The 16,135-nt window shown below is 64.8% G+C and carries 16 protein-coding genes; 5 read left to right on the top strand and 11 right to left on the bottom strand.

The window, feature by feature from the left end; genetic code table 11:
* Nucleotides 1-44: 44 nt before the first annotated feature.
* The 9 genes from ACE04A_RS20045 to queA form a co-directional block, all read right to left on the bottom strand.
* Nucleotides 45-764 carry an alanyl-tRNA editing protein gene (locus tag ACE04A_RS20045; RefSeq protein WP_514132714.1) on the bottom strand — a complete coding sequence of 240 codons (720 nt, stop codon included), beginning with the start codon at nt 762-764 and terminating at the stop codon, nt 45-47.
* A 48-nt stretch (nt 765-812) separates the two neighbouring features.
* Complete coding sequence (locus ACE04A_RS20040; protein ID WP_279995253.1) at nt 813-1,490, bottom strand: VOC family protein; 678 nt, start codon at nt 1,488-1,490, stop codon at nt 813-815.
* Between the two features lie 73 nt (nt 1,491-1,563).
* The gene (locus ACE04A_RS20035; RefSeq protein ID WP_448717691.1) at nt 1,564-1,881 is read right to left on the bottom strand and encodes a helix-turn-helix domain-containing protein; all 318 of its coding nucleotides are present in this window, start codon (nt 1,879-1,881) and stop codon (nt 1,564-1,566) included.
* On the bottom strand, nt 1,878-2,246 hold the full coding sequence (locus ACE04A_RS20030) for a type II toxin-antitoxin system RelE/ParE family toxin (RefSeq protein WP_447991031.1): 369 nt from the start codon (nt 2,244-2,246) through the stop codon (nt 1,878-1,880). Before ACE04A_RS20030 ends, ACE04A_RS20035 begins: the two co-directional genes overlap by 4 nt.
* 184 nt (nt 2,247-2,430) lie before the next feature.
* Nucleotides 2,431-3,366, bottom strand: a complete 936-nt coding sequence (gene secF, locus ACE04A_RS20025) for a protein translocase subunit SecF (protein WP_100854813.1) — start codon at nt 3,364-3,366, stop codon at nt 2,431-2,433.
* Nucleotides 3,367-3,421: 55 nt separating this feature from the next.
* Nucleotides 3,422-5,302 (bottom strand): protein translocase subunit SecD, encoded by a 1,881-nt coding sequence (gene secD / locus ACE04A_RS20020; protein ID WP_485820437.1) that lies wholly within the window; start codon nt 5,300-5,302, stop codon nt 3,422-3,424.
* A gap of 113 nt (nt 5,303-5,415) precedes the next feature.
* A complete protein-coding gene (gene yajC, locus ACE04A_RS20015) occupies nt 5,416-5,760 on the bottom strand; it encodes a preprotein translocase subunit YajC (RefSeq protein WP_006221220.1) in 345 nt (114 codons plus the stop codon).
* A 250-nt stretch (nt 5,761-6,010) separates the two neighbouring features.
* Nucleotides 6,011-7,147 (bottom strand): tRNA guanosine(34) transglycosylase Tgt, encoded by a 1,137-nt coding sequence (tgt, locus tag ACE04A_RS20010; protein ID WP_448717695.1) that lies wholly within the window; start codon nt 7,145-7,147, stop codon nt 6,011-6,013.
* A complete protein-coding gene (gene queA, locus ACE04A_RS20005; RefSeq protein WP_448717696.1) occupies nt 7,144-8,202 on the bottom strand; it encodes a tRNA preQ1(34) S-adenosylmethionine ribosyltransferase-isomerase QueA in 1,059 nt (352 codons plus the stop codon). The genes tgt and queA overlap by 4 nt, the downstream gene beginning before the upstream one ends.
* Nucleotides 8,203-8,385: 183 nt before the next feature.
* On the opposite strand from queA, the gene dacB reads away from it, so the two are divergent.
* Both dacB and upp read left to right on the top strand, forming a co-directional pair.
* Entirely contained in the window at nt 8,386-9,834 is a 1,449-nt protein-coding gene (gene dacB, locus ACE04A_RS20000) for a D-alanyl-D-alanine carboxypeptidase/D-alanyl-D-alanine endopeptidase (protein ID WP_438858820.1), read from the top strand.
* Nucleotides 9,835-9,931: 97 nt separating this feature from the next.
* Entirely contained in the window at nt 9,932-10,570 is a 639-nt protein-coding gene (upp, locus tag ACE04A_RS19995) for a uracil phosphoribosyltransferase (RefSeq protein WP_100854818.1), read from the top strand.
* A 9-nt stretch (nt 10,571-10,579) separates the two neighbouring features.
* Here upp and cysG read toward each other — a convergent pair whose 3' ends face one another.
* On the bottom strand, nt 10,580-11,986 hold the full coding sequence (gene cysG / locus ACE04A_RS19990) for a siroheme synthase CysG (protein WP_100854819.1): 1,407 nt from the start codon (nt 11,984-11,986) through the stop codon (nt 10,580-10,582).
* 122 nt (nt 11,987-12,108) lie between these two features.
* Nucleotides 12,109-12,690 carry an ANTAR domain-containing response regulator gene (locus ACE04A_RS19985; protein ID WP_438858822.1) on the bottom strand — a complete coding sequence of 194 codons (582 nt, stop codon included), beginning with the start codon at nt 12,688-12,690 and terminating at the stop codon, nt 12,109-12,111.
* 393 nt (nt 12,691-13,083) lie between these two features.
* Between ACE04A_RS19985 and ACE04A_RS19980 the strand changes: the two genes are divergently transcribed.
* From ACE04A_RS19980 to ACE04A_RS19970, 3 genes are read left to right on the top strand one after another with little or no spacing between them, the layout of a single operon-like run.
* Complete coding sequence (locus ACE04A_RS19980; protein WP_447991026.1) at nt 13,084-14,385, top strand: CmpA/NrtA family ABC transporter substrate-binding protein; 1,302 nt, start codon at nt 13,084-13,086, stop codon at nt 14,383-14,385.
* Between the two features lie 25 nt (nt 14,386-14,410).
* Nucleotides 14,411-15,244 (top strand): nitrate ABC transporter permease, encoded by an 834-nt coding sequence (gene ntrB / locus ACE04A_RS19975; RefSeq protein WP_259249547.1) that lies wholly within the window; start codon nt 14,411-14,413, stop codon nt 15,242-15,244.
* Between the two features lie 4 nt (nt 15,245-15,248).
* The gene (locus ACE04A_RS19970; protein ID WP_259249545.1) at nt 15,249-16,127 is read left to right on the top strand and encodes an ABC transporter ATP-binding protein; all 879 of its coding nucleotides are present in this window, start codon (nt 15,249-15,251) and stop codon (nt 16,125-16,127) included.
* Nucleotides 16,128-16,135 lie beyond the last annotated feature (8 nt).

Below are 16,135 nucleotides of genomic sequence, written 5' to 3'. Positions count from 1 at the left end.
GGCCGCGATGGTGATCATCGCGGCCTTTTTTTCATTGCGCGGTGTCAGGCGAAATTGACGACCACGCGGCGGTTCGTGCGGCTTTTCTTTTCAATCTTGGCGATGGCCACCGCACCGATTTCGCTGGTGTTGCGCACATGCGTGCCGCCACAGGGCTGGCGGTCCACGCCCGGGATGTCGATGATGCGGATCTTGGCCGTGCCGGCCGGCGGCGCCGCGCCGATGGTACGCACCAGGTCGGGCTGCGCGGCCAGTTCTTCGGGCGTGATGCCGTTCACGGCAACGTCAAGACCGCGGTTGATCAGTGCGTTCAGGCGCTCGGTCAGCTCGCCTTTTTCCAGGGTGGATTCGGGCAGGTCGAAATCGATGCGCGCGGAGTCGGGCGAGATGCTGCATCCGGTCACCGGCGCGGGCACCAAGGCACCCAGCAAGTGCAGGCAGGTGTGCAGGCGCATCAGGCGATGGCGGCGCGGCCAGTCGATGGCCACGGTGACGCGGTCGCCCACTTGCGGGGCCGCCTCGCCCTCTGGCAGGGCCAGCACGTGCAGGATGCGCTGGCGGTCGTCTGCGTAGACCGTGTCCGCCAAGGGCAGCACCCGCCCATCGGACAGGGTCAGCGTGCCGCTGTCGCCGGCCTGGCCACCGCTGCGCGCATAGCAGATGGTTTCGTCCAGCTCGACGCCTTCAGGGGTGACGGCAATGATGGTGGCGTCGCACTGGTCCAGATAGGGCTCGTCGTCGAAACGTTTGCGGGTGGCGGTGATGCGGGTTGCGGTCATGCGGGTCTCCGGTTTGTAAGGGGCGGGGGCGCGTTACGCCAGGGTCTTCGGCCCTTGCGGCGTGTCGATCAGCGCGGTCAGGCGCGGCTGCCCGTCGGTTTGTTCCAGGTCGATCAGGGTGTCGGCCCCCATCCAGGTCAGCCCTTGGCGCAGCAGGCCCGCCTGCGGATGGCAACCGGTCAGGCGCACCAGCTTCAAGGGCTGGCGCGGCAGGCTGACGCCGGGGTAGGCGTCCACGTCCCATTGGATCAGCGTGGGCAGCAGGCCGTCGCCCGCCATGTGGCCCGCTTCGCGCCAGGCGGGCAGGCTGCCGTCGTCCGGCACCGTCAGGCGCCAACGGAGATCACCGCGCGTCATGGGGATGACGGGGGCGATGCGTTCGGGGTGCTCGGCCTGCATGCGGGTCAGGTCCAACGGCGCTTCCACCCGCGCGGCCCAGTGCGCCAGGAAAGGCCCCTGTTCCAGCCGCGCGCGCATGTCGCCCTGGTCCAGCCCGAACCAGCGGGGGCGCTCGGGCGCGGGCGCATCGGGATCAATCGCGATGACCTCCAGATACACGCCGTCCGCCATGCCCAGCACGCGGTTGTGGGTGCCCATGCGCGGATGCGCGCCGCCGCCCTGGGGCGCAATGCCCAGCAGGCCCGCGACATATTCGGTACCGCTGGCAAGGTCCGCCGCGGCGATGACGAGATGATCGATGGTGAGTTTCATGGTGGTCTATGGTAGCGAATGCGGAAGGATTCGTACCCGTACAGCATGACGAGAGCAGACGGTACAGTGCGGATCAGGCCGTGACGGTAATGCCGGCCGTGTCGGATTGGCGCGCTTTGCGCACCCGGATTTCAACATGCTGATCCAGGGCAACCAGGGCTTGCATGAGCCGTTCCAGCGAGATGTTCAGCAACTTGTAGCGGCGAATTAGAGAGACCTTGGGCTGCGTCATGCCGGTCAGTGTGGCGACGTCGGTCTGATTCAGTCCGCGCTTATCGATCAAGTCGTTGAGCTTCATGGCCAATTGCACTTTGGCGGTAAGGTCGGCGGCGTCTTCAAAACCGAGGTCGTAGAGGACGTTCTTGGTGCCAGGGTTTGAGGCTTGAGTCATGGAGCGTTCCTTATTGGGCCGTGGCGGGCCAGTACCTGTTTCAGCCGTTTTCGTATTACTTCGATGTCGGGTCGAGGCGTGCTGATCCCTGATTTGGACTTCTTCTGGAATGCATGCAGCACATGGACGGCGTTGCCGATTTGTAGTGCGTACACCGCGCGATACGTGTCGCCTTGTTCGTCGTCGATAAGTTCATAAATGCCAGAACCCAGCCCTTTCCAGGCTTTGGCCGAATCGGGCCATCCTCCCGACTGCACAACGAACAGACGCATTCCCATGCTCTTTTGGACAGGGCGAGGAAATGCCTTGAAGTCCTTTTTGGATGATCCTTCCCAATACAGCGTCTTGGGGATGTCCGTTTGCATGAATATACCTGTTCGGATATATATGTCAATACGCCTTGCGGCGAGAACGGCAAAGGTAGACGCATCGGACCAAGACGGCTATTCGTAGGGACCGAAGCGCTTCGGTCGGAAACCTCGGATGCAGAAAGCAAAAAACCCGTCGCGCGAGCGACGGGTTTTTGTCTGGAGCCTTGGAGGATCAGGATCAGGCGACTTCGCCTTCCTCGCCTTCCTTCTTGACCGGCTTGATCAGGTCTTCGCGCTTGACGCCCATCCACATGGCCAGCGCGGCGGCGACGAACACCGACGAATAGATGCCGAACCAGATGCCGATGGTGAGCGCCATGGCGAAGTAGTGCAGGGTGGGGCCGCCGAAGAACAGCATGGCCAGCACCATCATCTGCGTGGAACCGTGGGTAATGATGGTTCGCGAGATGGTCTGGGTGATGGCGCTGTTGATGACTTCGGTGACGTCGGCCTTGCGGTACTTGCGGAAGTTTTCGCGGATCCGGTCCATGATGACGACCGATTCGTTCACGGAATAGCCCAGCACCGCCAGCACGCCGGCCAGCACCGCCAGCGAGAATTCCCACTGGAAGAACGCGAAGAAGCCCAGGATGATCACCACGTCGTGCAGGTTGGCGATCACGCCGGCGACGGCGAACTTCCATTCGAAGCGGAAGCCCAGGTACACCATGATGCCGATGACCACCACCAGCAAGGCCATCAAGCCGTTGTGCAGAAGCTCCTGGCCGATCTGCGGCCCGACGAATTCCACGCGGCGCAGTTCCACGCCGGAGTCTGCTGCCTTCAAGGCGGCCAGCACGCTTTCGCTTTGGGTGGCGGACGTTTGGCCTTCCTGCAGCGGCAGGCGGATCATGACGTCGTGCGAGGTGCCGAAGTTCTGCACCTGGAAGTCGGTGTAGCCCAGCTTGGACACCACGCCGCGCACGTTTTCAAGCTGCGCCGTCTGGGCGTAGTTGACTTCCATGACCGTGCCGCCGGTGAATTCGATCGACAGGTGAAAGCCGCGCGTGACGATGAAGAAGACCGCCAGGACGAACGTGACGAGACTGATGATGTTCAGCACCAATGCGTGGCGCATGAACGGGATGGTGCGGTGAATACGGAAGAATTCCATTTTTCGCCTTCGGTTCTTTTCTACGGCGGATGGCTATGCGCCACCCGCCTTATTGTCAGTTTGCCTTCGGTTTCCAGACTTCGCCGATGGAGATCGAGGTGAGCTTCTTCTTGCGGCCGTAGTACAGGTTGGCCAGGGCGCGCACGCCCACCACCGACGAGAACATGGACGTCAGGATGCCCAGGCAGTGCACCACCGCGAAGCCCCGGATCGGGCCCGAGCCGAAGGCCAGCAGCGCCAGGCCGACGATGAGCGTCGTGAGGTTCGAGTCAAGAATCGTGCCCCAGGCGCGTTCGAAACCTTGGTGGATGGCCTGCTGCGGGGAAGCCCCGGCGCGCAGTTCTTCGCGTATCCGCTCGTTGATCAGCACGTTCGAGTCAATGGCCATGCCGAGCGTCAGCGCGATAGCGGCGATACCGGGCAAGGTTAGCGTGGCTTGCAGCATGGACAAGAGCGCCAGCAGCAGCAGCACGTTCAACGTCAGGCCCACCGTGGAGAACACGCCGAACAGGCGGTAGTACAGCATGATGAACGCGGCGATGGCCAGGAAGCCGTACAGCGTCGAATGGAAACCCTTCGAGATGTTGTCGGCGCCCAGGCTCGGGCCGATGGTGCGTTCTTCGATGATGGACATCGGTGCGGCCAGCGCGCCGGCGCGCAGCAGCAGCGCGGTGTCGGCGGCTTCTTCGGAGCTCATGCTGCCCGAGATCTGCACCTGGCCGCCCGCGATCTCGCTGCGGATGACCGGTGCCGTGACCACTTCGCCCTTGCCGTTTTCGAACAGCAGAATGGCCATGCGCTTGCCGATGTTGTCGCGGGTGACGTCGCGGAAAATACGCGCGCCCTTGGAATCCAGCGTCAGGTGGACGGCGGCTTGCTGGGTTTGCGAGTCGCGGCCGGGTTGGGCGTCTTGCAGGTTTTCGCCCGTCAGCACCACTTGGCGGCGGACCAGGATCGGGCGGCCGTCGCGGTCGTTGTAGCGTTCCAGGCCGAAGGGCACGGTGCCGCCCAGCAGCGCGCCTTGCGCGGTGGGGGAGTCGTCGACCATGCGGATTTCCAGCGTGGCGGTGCGGCCCAGCAGCTCCTTGGCCTTGGCCACGTCTTGCACGCCGGGCAGTTGCACCACGATGCGGTCCGCACCCTGTTGCTGGATGACCGGTTCGGCCACGCCCAGTTCGTTGATGCGGTTGTGCAGGGTGTTGATGTTCTGCTTCAGCGCGGAGTCTTGCACGCGCTGGACGGCGGCGGGATTCAGCGCGCCGATCAGCAGGGGCTTGCCGCCTTCTTCGCGTTCCGTGAATTCCAGGTCGGGCAGGCGCGTACGCAGGGTGGCGATGGCGCGGTCACGGTCGTGGTTGTTGGCGAAGGTGGCGGCAACGCTCGCGCCCGAGCGCTCAACGCCGGTCACGTTGACCTTCTGGTCACGCAGCACCGAACGCACATCGGCGGCCAGCGAGTCGTAGCGGGCGGTCAGCGCGCCCTGCATGTCGACTTGCAGCAGGAAGTGCACGCCGCCGCGCAAGTCCAGGCCCAGGTACATGGGCTTGGGGGCGAACCAGCCCAGGGCGCGCATCCAGGGGGGCGACGCGGGCAACAGGTTCAGCGCCACGGTGTAGTGCGGGTCGTCGGCGACGGTGTTCAGGGATTTTTCGATCAGGTCACGGGCCTGCAGTTGCAGGTCGGTTGACGTGAAGCGGGCGCGCACGGTGCCGAGCGTGCCGTTTTGTTCGTAGAAGACGCCTTCGTTCGGGATCTTGGCGTCAGTCAGGATTTGTTCGACCCGGTTCAGCATGGCCGGATCCACCTTGATGGTGGCCTTGGCGCTGGAAACCTGGACCGCGGGGGACTCGCCGTAGAAATTGGGAAGCGTGTACAGCAGGCCAATGATGACCGCGATCAGGACCGTAATGTACTTCCAGAGGGGATAGCGGTTCATTGCCGGCTACTTCATGTCAGGGTGATAAAAGGGCCGCCCGGGCGATAAACGCTGCGGGCGGCGGTGGGTCCCATCAAACGTAAGAAGAGCCCGATGGGGCTCCTATTAGACGCTTAAAGGGCCTTGATGGTTCCTTTAGGAAGCACGGTCGAAACCGACGACTTCTGCATGATCACTTCGACGGGCTTGTCGGCCAGTTCGGACACTTCAACAGTCACGTAGCTGTCATTGACCTTGGTGACCTTGCCCAGCATGCCGCCGGCGGTGACTACTTCGTCACCCTTGGCCAGGGCGGCGATCAGGTTGCGGTGTTCCTTCTGACGCTTCATCTGCGGGCGGATCATCAGGAAGTAGAGGATCACGAACATCAGGACGATGGGCAACATGCCCATCAGCGCATTACCTTCAGGGGCGGCGGCTTGAGCCACGACGAGGCTTGCGGTATCGATAACGGACATTGAATTCTCCTGCGTTTAAGTCTGTTTGGGTTGTTTGTTGCTACGGACGGCCATGCCCGAGTTCTCTATGTAACTACGAAACATCGCCATACCCACTAGCTGTCTTGTTATGCGCCCATCCCCGCGCGAGCCATGGATAGGGCAAGCCGGCTATTGTATCCATCTTATTGCCGGCCTTTCACTAGGGGGGGATCCCAATCTATGGGGGCAAAACCCCAATAGAAAAGTCCCCCGGGCAAAAAAAGGCCCGCTATTCAATGCCGCGGGCGCGGTCCGCGGCGAACTGCGCGCGCCAGGCGTCGAAACGGCCTTCGGCGATGGCTTCGCGCATTTCCTTCATGATGGTCAGATAGAAATGCAGATTGTGCAGCGTGTTCAGGCGCGCGCCGGTGATCTCGTTGGCCCGTTGCAGATGGTGCAGGTAGGCGCGCGAGAAGTTGGCGCAGGTGTGGCAGGTGCAGCTGGGGTCCAGCGGGCGGGTGTCGTCGCGGTACTTGGCGTTGCGGATCTTGACGTCGCCAAAGCGGGTGAACAGCCAGCCGTTGCGCGCGTTGCGGGTCGGCATGACGCAGTCGAACATGTCCACGCCACGGCTCACGCCCTCGACCAGGTCTTCCGGCGTGCCCACGCCCATCAGGTAGCGCGGCGCCTGGGCCGGCAGCTTGGGGGTGACGTGCGCCAGGATGCGCATCATGTCTTCCTTGGGCTCGCCTACCGACAGGCCGCCGATGGCGTAACCATGGAAGCCGATGTCCTGCAGGCCCGCCAGGGATTCGTCGCGCAGCGATTCATACATGCCGCCCTGGACGATGCCGAACAGCGCGTTCGGGTTGCCCAGGAGGTCGAATTCGTCGCGCGAGCGGCGCGCCCAGCGCAAGGACATGCGCATCGAGCGCGCGGCTTCTTCAACGGTCGCGGGGCGGCCGTCGATTTCATACGGCGTGCACTCGTCGAACACCATGACGATGTCGGAATTCAGCGAACGCTGGATGCGCATGGATTCTTCGGGCGTCAGGAACAGGCGCGCGCCGTCGATGGGCGACGCAAACTTCACGCCTTCCTCTGTGATCTTGCGCATGCCCTGCAGGCTGAACACCTGGAAGCCGCCCGAGTCGGTCAGGATGGGCTTGTCCCACTGCATGAAGCCATGCAGGCCGCCGTGCTTTTCCATGATGTCCGTGCCCGGGCGCAGCCACAGGTGGAACGTGTTGCCCAGCACGATCTGCGAGCCGATCTCTTTCAGCTCGTGCGGCATCATGGCCTTGACGCTGCCATAGGTGCCCACGGGCATGAAGATGGGCGTCTCGACCACGCCGTGGTTCAGCGTGATGCGGCCGCGGCGGGCGCCGCCGTCAGTGGCGAGCAGTTCAAAATTCAGACCGGTCATGGGGCGGAAGACTCGATAAACATGGCGTCGCCATAGCTGAAGAAGCGGTAGCGCTGGGCTACCGCGTGGGCGTAGGCGCGGCGGATCGGCTCAACGCCGGCCAGCGCCGACACCAGCATCAGCAGGGTCGACTGGGGAAGGTGGAAGTTGGTGACCAGGGCGTCCACGACGCGGTACTGGTAGCCAGGCGTGATGAACAGGCGGGTGTCGCCCTGGGCGGCGGCCAGGGGCAGGCCGGGCGCCGTGCGGCCTTCGGTCTGCGCGGCGGCGGATTCCAGCGCGCGCACGCTGGTGGTGCCCACGGCAATGACGCGGCCGCCCTTGGCGCGGGTAGCGGCAATGGCGTCCACCGTGGCCTGGGGCACCGTGAACCATTCGGCGTGCATGATGTGGTCGGCCAGGTTGTCGACCCGCACCGGCTGGAACGTGCCCGCGCCGACGTGCAGCGTGACAAAAGCGCGCTCGATCCCCAGGTCGGCCAGGCGGTCCAGCGTGGGCTGGTCAAAGTGCAGGCCGGCCGTGGGGGCGGCGACCGCGCCGGGTTCGCGGGCATAGACGGTTTGATAGCGATCGTCGTCGCCCGCGTCGGCCGCGTGCGTGATGTAGGGCGGCAGCGGGGTGGCGCCATGGGCGTCCAGCAAGTCCAGCACGGGGCTGGGGAAGCGGATGTCAAAGAGTTCGCCTTCGCGGCCCAGCACCGTGGCCTCGAAGGCCTCGGCCAGGCGCAGCACCATGCCCGGTCCGGGGGATTTGCTGGCGCGCACGTGGGCCAGGACGCGGTCGGATTCGGTGATGCGTTCCACCAGTACCTCGACCTTGCCGCCGGTAATCTTGTGGCCTGCCAGGCGCGCCTTGATGACGCGGGTGTCGTTGAACACCAGCAGGTCGTTGGGGCGCAGCAGGCCGATCAGGTCGGCGAACTGGCGGTCGTGCAATTGGCCGGCGGCGTCCAGGTGCAGCAGGCGGCTGCCCGTGCGCTGGGCGGCGGGCGTTTGCGCGATAAGCTCGGGCGGCAGCTCGTAATTGAAATCGGAAACGGTCAGGGACTGGGTCACGCGGATATCTGTCTGTCAGTGAGGGCGGCCCGGAAAACGAGGGCTGGGCCAGCCGGGCGGGCTCGGGGCAACCGGGTATTGTAAAGGCGAAGGTTATCAGGGCCGGAACACAGGGGCGCCCGTAACCGTCGCAGGTTTTGTATGCTCTCGGTTTTGCAGGACGGGCAACAAGGTGGACAGCGCATGACGGGACAAGCGAAGAAGCGGGTGGGCGGGCTCAGGCAGTGGCTGGCCGGCGGGCTGCTGGCCTTGTCGGCGGGCGCCGCCTTTGCGCAGGTCCAGGGCTTGCCGCCCGACGTCATCAAGGCGTGGAAGGCCACCAAATTGCCCGACAGTTCGCTGTCGCTGGTGGTGCAGGAACTGGGCGGGCCGCGCATGGTGGCCCTGAACGCCAAGGAACCCCGCAACCCCGCGTCGGTGATGAAGCTGGTCACGACCTGGGCCGCGCTGTCCGAACTTGGCCCTAATTACGTCTGGCGCACTGAGTTCATGACCGCGCCGGGCGCCCGGCCCGACGCGCGTGGCGTGCTGGCCGGCCCCCTGTATCTGCGGGCGGGCGGTGACCCCCAATTCCTGATGCAAGACCTGTGGGCCCTGTTGCGCGAATTGCGCCTGCGCGGGGTCAAGCAGATCAATGACTTGATCATCGACCGCAGCATCTTCGGCCAGGTCGCCATCGACCCCGGCGCCTTCGACGGCGCGCCCGATCGTGCCTACAACGCCAGCCCCGATGCGCTGATGGTGGGCTTTGGCGCGCAGCGCCTGTTGTTCACGCCAGACCCGGCCGCGCACAAATGGGTGCCGCTGATCGACCCGCCCCTGCCGGGCTTGAAGCTTGAGGGCAGCGTGGAATGGAGCGACATCCGTTGCCCTGGCCCCCCGGTTGTGACGACGGAACCGCTGATCACCCAGCAGGGCGTCACGATCCGCCTGGGCGGCAAGGTGGCGGGTTCGTGCGGGGAATTCAGCCTGTATCGCCTGGCCTTGTCGCAGCCCGAATACGCCACCGAAATCTTCCGCCTGCTGTGGAAAGAACTGGGCGGCACCTTCAAGGGGCAGGTCAAGTCCGGCATGGTGCCGGCCGACGCGGTGGTGCTGGCTTCGCACGATTCGCCCACGTTGGCCGAAGTGATCCGCCAGATCAACAAGCGCAGCAACAACGTCATGGCGCGCACGCTGCTGCTGACCTTGGGCGCCGAGCGCGGCCGCCGGCCGGCCACGGTGACCAGCAGCGAGGCCGTGGCCAAGGGCGCGCTGGTCAAGCAGGGGTTGGACATGCCTGAACTGGTCATCGACAACGGCGCGGGCCTGTCGCGCGAGGCCCGGGTGTCGGCCGACAGCCTGGCGTCGATGCTGACCGTGGCGTGGAATTCGCCGGTCATGCCGGAATACATTTCATCGTTTGCCATCGCCGGGGTGGACGGCACAGTGCGCCGCCGCCTGAAGGGCGATGGCACGCTGGGCATGGCCCACCTGAAGACCGGCTCGCTGCGCGACGTGCGCGCGATCGCCGGTTACGTGCTGGGCGCCAGCGGCAAGCGCTACGTGGTGGTCAGCATCGTGAACCACGAGCAGGCGGGTGCCGTCCGCGCGTTCGACGACGCGCTCATCGCGTGGCTCGCAGAACAATAGGGCTTTTTTTTCTAAACCGATTACGATCCTCAGCTATGGCTCGAAAATGGCCTGAGGCGACAACCCCTGTATTTCAATATTCTGGAGAATTACGCACATGCCCGTGCACGAAATCCGCCATCCGCTGATCCGCCATAAGCTCGGGATCATGCGTCGCGCCGACCTCAGCACCAAGAGCTTCCGGGAGTTGTCGCAGGAAGTGGGCGCGTTGCTCACGTACGAAGCGTCCAAGGACCTGCCGCTGGCGCCCGCCACCGTCCAGGGCTGGTGTGGCGAAGTCCAGGTTGAGAAAATCGCCGGCAAGAAAGTCACGGTAGTGCCCATCTTGCGCGCCGGCATCGGCATGCTGGATGGCGTGCTCAGCTTGATTCCCGGCGCCAAGGTCAGCGTGGTGGGCGTGGCCCGCAACGAAGAAACGCTGGAAGCCCATACGTACCTGGAACGCCTGGTCGGTGAACTGGACCAGCGCCTGGCGCTGATCGTCGACCCCATGCTGGCAACCGGCGGCTCGATGGTGGCCGCGATTGATTTGCTCAAGCGCGCCGGCTGCAAGGAAATCCGCGCGCTGGTGCTGGTGGCCGCGCCCGTCGGCATCGACACCGTGCTGGCCAAGCACCCCGACGTGCATATCTACACGGCGTCCATCGATGACGGCCTGAACGAGCACGGCTACATCATGCCGGGCCTGGGCGATGCGGGCGACCGCATTTTCGGCACGACGCAGAAGGCGGTTTAAGGCAAGCGGCTACGCGCCGCCATCACCCTCGATATGCTGGCCGAACCATTGCAAGCGCGGCGCCAGCCCGGCCACTTCGCCCACGATCAACAGGGCGGGGGAGCGGATGGCGTGCTCTGCCGCCAGGCGGGGCAGGGCTTCCAGCGTGCCCGACAGCACGCGCTGTTCCGGCCGGCTGCCGTTTTCGATCAGCGCGAACGGCGTGTCGGCCGCACGGCCATGTGCCAGCAGGCGGCGGGTCAACAGGTCTAGCTGACCCACGCCCATATAGAACGCCAGCGTCTGCTTTTCACGCGCCAGCGCCGGCCAATCCAGGTTGTCTTCGTCTTCACGGCAGTGCGCCGTGATCAGCCGCACCGACTGCGCATGCTCGCGGTGCGTCAGCGGAATGCCGGCATAGGCGGCACAGGCAAGCGCGGCCGTGATGCCCGGCACCACCTCGAAGCGCACCTTGTGCGCACGCAGATACTCCAGTTCTTCGCCGCCCCTGCCAAAGATAAAGGCGTCGCCACCTTTCAAGCGCACCACCCTGCGGCCGGCTTGTGCATGTTCCACCAACAGGGCATGGATGCGGGCCTGGGTAGCGTGGTGGTTTTCACCGGGCAGCTTGCCCACGGCAATGCGTTCGGCGTCGCGGCGCGCCAGCGACATCACGTCGTCGCTGACCAGGCGGTCGTACAGGATGACGTCGGCTTCGTTCAAGGCGCGCAGCGCCTTCAGGGTCAGCAGGCCGGGGTCGCCCGGCCCCGCGCCCACCAGCACCACGCTGCCGTCAGCCGGGGCCAGCGGCGCGTCCAGTGCCTGGGTCAGCGCGGCTTCGGCCTGCGCGGGTTGCTGCTGGCGCAGCAGGCCCGCCACCGGGCCGTCCAGCAGCCAGTCGTAGAAGCGGCGGCGCGCACCCAGGTCGGGATGGCTGGCGCGGATGCGCTTGCGGTAGGTCGCGGCCAGCGCGGCCAGTTGGCCCAGCGTATGGTCGAACAGGGATTCGATGCGCTCGCGCACGCGGCGCGCCAGCACGGGCGCCACGCCCGACGACGAGATCGCCACGATGACGGGCGAGCGGTCGACAATGGAGGGCACCTGGAACGACGACAGTTCCGGGTCGTCCACCACATTGGCAAAAATGCGTCGCGCGCTGGCGGCGTCGGATACCTCGGCATTGGCGCCGCGGTCGTCCGTGGCGGCCACCACCAGCCACACATCGTTCAGCCAGTCGGGGTTGAACCGGCCGGCCAGATGGCGGACGCGGCCCTGGGCCGCCAGCTCGGTCAATGCCGGGGTCAGTTCCGGCGCGCCCACGACCACATCGGCCATGGCTTCCAATAGCGCGAGCGTCTTGCGCTCGGCCACCGCGCCACCGCCCACCACCAGCACTCGCCGACCCTTCAGGTCAGCAAAAATCGGGAAAAGCTTCATCTTGTGCCCGCCTCGGGCGTACCCGGCAAAATATCAGCCGATGATAGGGACGGGCTTACATCCCCACAACTTTTGATTTCTTGAATCCTTATATCTAGAACTTATATCCAGAATTTATTTGGTCAGGCGCTGCCCAGCCATTGGCTCATCTCGACGACCTCGCGCGCCACCTCGCCCAGCCGCTTCTGGCTTTGCATGGCGCGATCACGCAACAGCCGGTGTGCTTCCTCTTCCTGAATCCCGCGCGTCTTCATCAGGATGCCCTTGGCCTTTTCCACCCACTGGCGCTCGGCCAACCGCAGTTGCGCGTCGCGCAGTTCCTCGCGCCGCGACTTTTCCATGGCGAAGCGTTCAATCGCCACCGTCAACAGTGGTTCGATGCGGGTTGCCGGCACGTCGCCCACCACATAAGCCGCCACGCCCGCGCGCAACGCGGTGCGGATGGTGTCGCGGTTGCCGTCGTCCGTGAACATGACCACCGGCCGGTCGCTGTGCGCACTGGCCACACAGACGTTCTCCAGCGTGTCGCGTCCGGGGGCATCGCTGTCGATCAGCACCACATCGGGGGCCGCCTGGGCAATGGCGGTGGCCAGGTCGGTGCCGGGGGCTACTTCCGAGACCACGTGTACGCCCGCCGCGGCAAGCGTTTGCCGCAGCGACGCCGCGCGTCCCTCGCCATCATTCAGCAGCATGACCTTCAGCATGTGTTTCCCCCGATGCCGTGGTGCATGCAAGTTCCATGCCATCCCGGATTGCGCGCGCGGCCGGATTTCCGCGCACACGGGTAGGGCGTGGACGGCACAGGGATGGTGCGCCGCCGCATCGCATTGCGCACCAACTTGGTTCCGTGGCAAATACAACGGTCATCGCGCGCCTACGCATGATTCATCGCAACGCCAATGCTGGCGCGGCATACCGCCCGGTCAAGGCATTTTCTTGCGCGTCTGGCACAGCGTTTGCTTGAGTGATATCGGGCGGCCAACGGCGGTCGCCGACGCAACGCGCCGCACTACGCGGCAAGGGACAACGACGTTCCGCTGCGCCAATGGACTGGGTTCCATGGCGCGCGGGACGTTTTTTTTTGCCAGGAGCCATGCATGACGCCAGTAACACGTAGCCCCTCATCCGACCTTGCCCCTCTTGCCGATGCGGGCGCGAATGCCAGCCGCCGCAAGTGGTTGAGCGGCACGGCGCGCGCGGTGGCGGGCGCCGGCCTGCTGTCCTTGGTCGACCCGCTGGTGCGCGCCGGCGCCTGGGCGGCCGGCACGGACGCACCGGAAAAGACCGAGGTGAAGATCGGCTTTATTCCGCTGACCGATTGCGCATCGGTGGTGATGGCGTCGGTGCTGGGCATCGACAAGAAATACGGCGTGACCATCACGCCGTCCAAGGAAGCGTCGTGGGCCGCCGTGCGCGACAAGCTGCTGAACGGCGAGCTCGATATGGCGCACGTGCTGTATGGGCTGGTGTACGGCGTGCACCTGGGCATCGGTGGCCCCAAGAAGGACATGGCGGTCTTGATGAGCCTGAATCAGAACGGGCAGGCAATCTCGCTATCGAACAAGGTGCTGGAGAAGGGCGCGCGCGACGGCGAATCGCTGGCCAAGCTGATGGCGTCGGACAAGCGCGAATACACCTTCGCGCAGACCTTTCCGACTGGCACGCACGCCATGTGGCTGTATTACTGGCTGGCCGCCTATGGCATCAACCCGATGAAAGACGCCAAGGTCATCACCGTGCCGCCGCCCCAGATGGTGGCGAACATGCGCGTGGGCAATATGGACGGCTTCTGCGTGGGCGAGCCCTGGGGGGCGCGCACCATCATGGACAAGATCGGTTTCACCGCCGTGACCTCGCAAGGCATCTGGCAGGACCATCCCGAGAAGGTGCTGGGCACCAGCGCGGATTTCGTGTCGCGCAATCCGAACACGGCGCGGGCCGTTACCGCCGCCATCCTTGAAGCCGGCAAGTGGATCGACGCCTCGCCTGCCAACCGCCAGAAGACGGCCGAAACCATCGCCGCCAAATCCTATGTGAACACGGACGCCAGCGGCATCGTGGACCGCATGCTGGGGAAGTACCAGGACGGCTTGGGCAAGACCTGGACGGACGAGCACGCCATGCGCTTCTACGCCGACGGGTCGGCCAACTTTCCGTACCTGAGCGACGGCATGTGGTTCCTGACGCAGCACAAGCGGTGGGGCCTCTTGAAAGAGCACCCCGACTACCTCGCGGTGGCCAAGCAGATCAACCGCATCGATCTCTACAAGCAGGCGGCGCAAGCCGCGGGCGTGGCCTTGCCCACCAGCGAAACGCGCACCTCGACGTTGATCGACGGGGTGAAGTGGGACGGCAGCAACCCGGCGGCCTATGCCGACGGATTCAAGGTCAAGGTCTGACCGGAAAACCACAAGAGGGCTTGCTATGACTTCTACCGTAACGACTGTGGGTCGGGGCGAAGCGTTTGTCGCCGCTGGCCGCGAGAAACTGGAATCGGCGCTGAAAACCGTGGCGGGACCGGTGGCCGGCTTCGCGTTGTTTGTGCTGATGTGGCAGGTGATCGCGATGCAGATCCCGGAAATCCCCACGCCGGGGGTGACCTGGCATGCCGCCGTGACGCTGTTTTCAGATCCGTTCTATGACAACGGGCCCAACGACAAGGGCATCGGCTGGAACCTGGTGGCCTCGCTGGAGCGCGTGGCCATCGGCTTTGGCCTGGCGGCGGTGATCGGCATTCCTGCCGGCTTCGCCATCGGGCGCTACGCCGCCATCAACGCCATGTTTTCACCCATCGTCAGCCTGTTGCGGCCGGTGTCGCCGCTGGCGTGGTTGCCGTTGGGGCTGCTGCTGTTCAAGGCCGCGAACCCCGCCGCCATCTGGGCGATTTTCATCTGTTCGATCTGGCCGATGATCATCAACACCGCCGTGGGCGTATCGCGCGTGCCGCAGGACTACCTGAACGTGGCGCGGGTGCTGAACCTGTCCGAATGGAAGCTGACCACGAAAGTGCTGCTGCCCGCCGTGCTGCCCTATGTGTTGACCGGCGTGCGCCTGTCCATCGGCACCGCCTGGCTGGTGATCGTGGCAGCCGAAATGCTGACCGGGGGCACGGGTATCGGCTTCTGGCTGTGGGATGAATGGAACAACCTGAAGGTCGAGCACATCGTCATCGCCATTTTTGTGATCGGCATTGTGGGCTTGCTGTTGGAAACCCTGCTGGTGGCCCTGGCCCGCCGCTTCACCTACACCGAGGAATAGCGCCATGAAGAAATTCGTTCGCATCGAAAACGTGGGCCAGACCTTCCACACCCGCAAGGGCGACTTCGTGGCGCTGCGCGATATCGACCTGACGGTTGAGCAGGGGGAATTCATTACCTTGATCGGCCATTCCGGTTGCGGCAAATCGACCTTGTTGAATTTGATCGCTGGCTTGACCCGGCCTAGCCGTGGCGTGCTGCTGTGCGCCGAGCGCGAGATCACCGGGCCCGGCCCGGACCGCGCGGTGGTGTTCCAGAACCATTCTTTACTGCCTTGGCTTACGTGCTTCCAGAACGTTTACCTGGCGGTGGAGCGCGTGTTCGGCGCCAAGGAAAAGCGCCCGCAACTGGAGCAGCGCACGCGGGCGGCGCTTGAATTGGTGGGGCTGCTGCCGGCGCAAAACAAACTGCCGCGTGAAATTTCGGGCGGCATGAAGCAGCGCGTGGGCATCGCGCGCGCCTTGGCCATCGAGCCGGGCGTGCTGCTCATGGACGAACCCTTCGGCGCGCTGGATGCGTTGACGCGCGCGCATCTGCAAGACGAGCTGCTGAAGATCGTGGCCAAGACGCGCACCACCACCATCATGGTCACGCACGACGTGGACGAGGCCGTGCTGCTGTCCGACCGCATCGTCATGCTGACCAATGGTCCGGCCGCAACCATAGGCGACATCCTGTCCGTGCCTTTGCCGCGCCCGCGTGACCGCGTGCGGCTGGCCAACGACGCCACGTATCTGGCCTGCCGCGCGTCGGTGGTGGACTTTCTGCATCGTCGCCATGGCAACCCGGAACGGTCGCAAGCCGCCGCTGACATCAACGCCGAGCTGGACCGCGAAGCCGAGGCCTTGGAATCCCCCGACCACGCCGTCCGGGCCGCCGCCTGAACGGCGGC

It is taken from the genome of Achromobacter colocynthidis (assembly GCF_057334535.1).
Note: the sequence above shows the minus strand (reverse complement) of the source record. Positions and strands in the feature narration are given on the sequence as shown.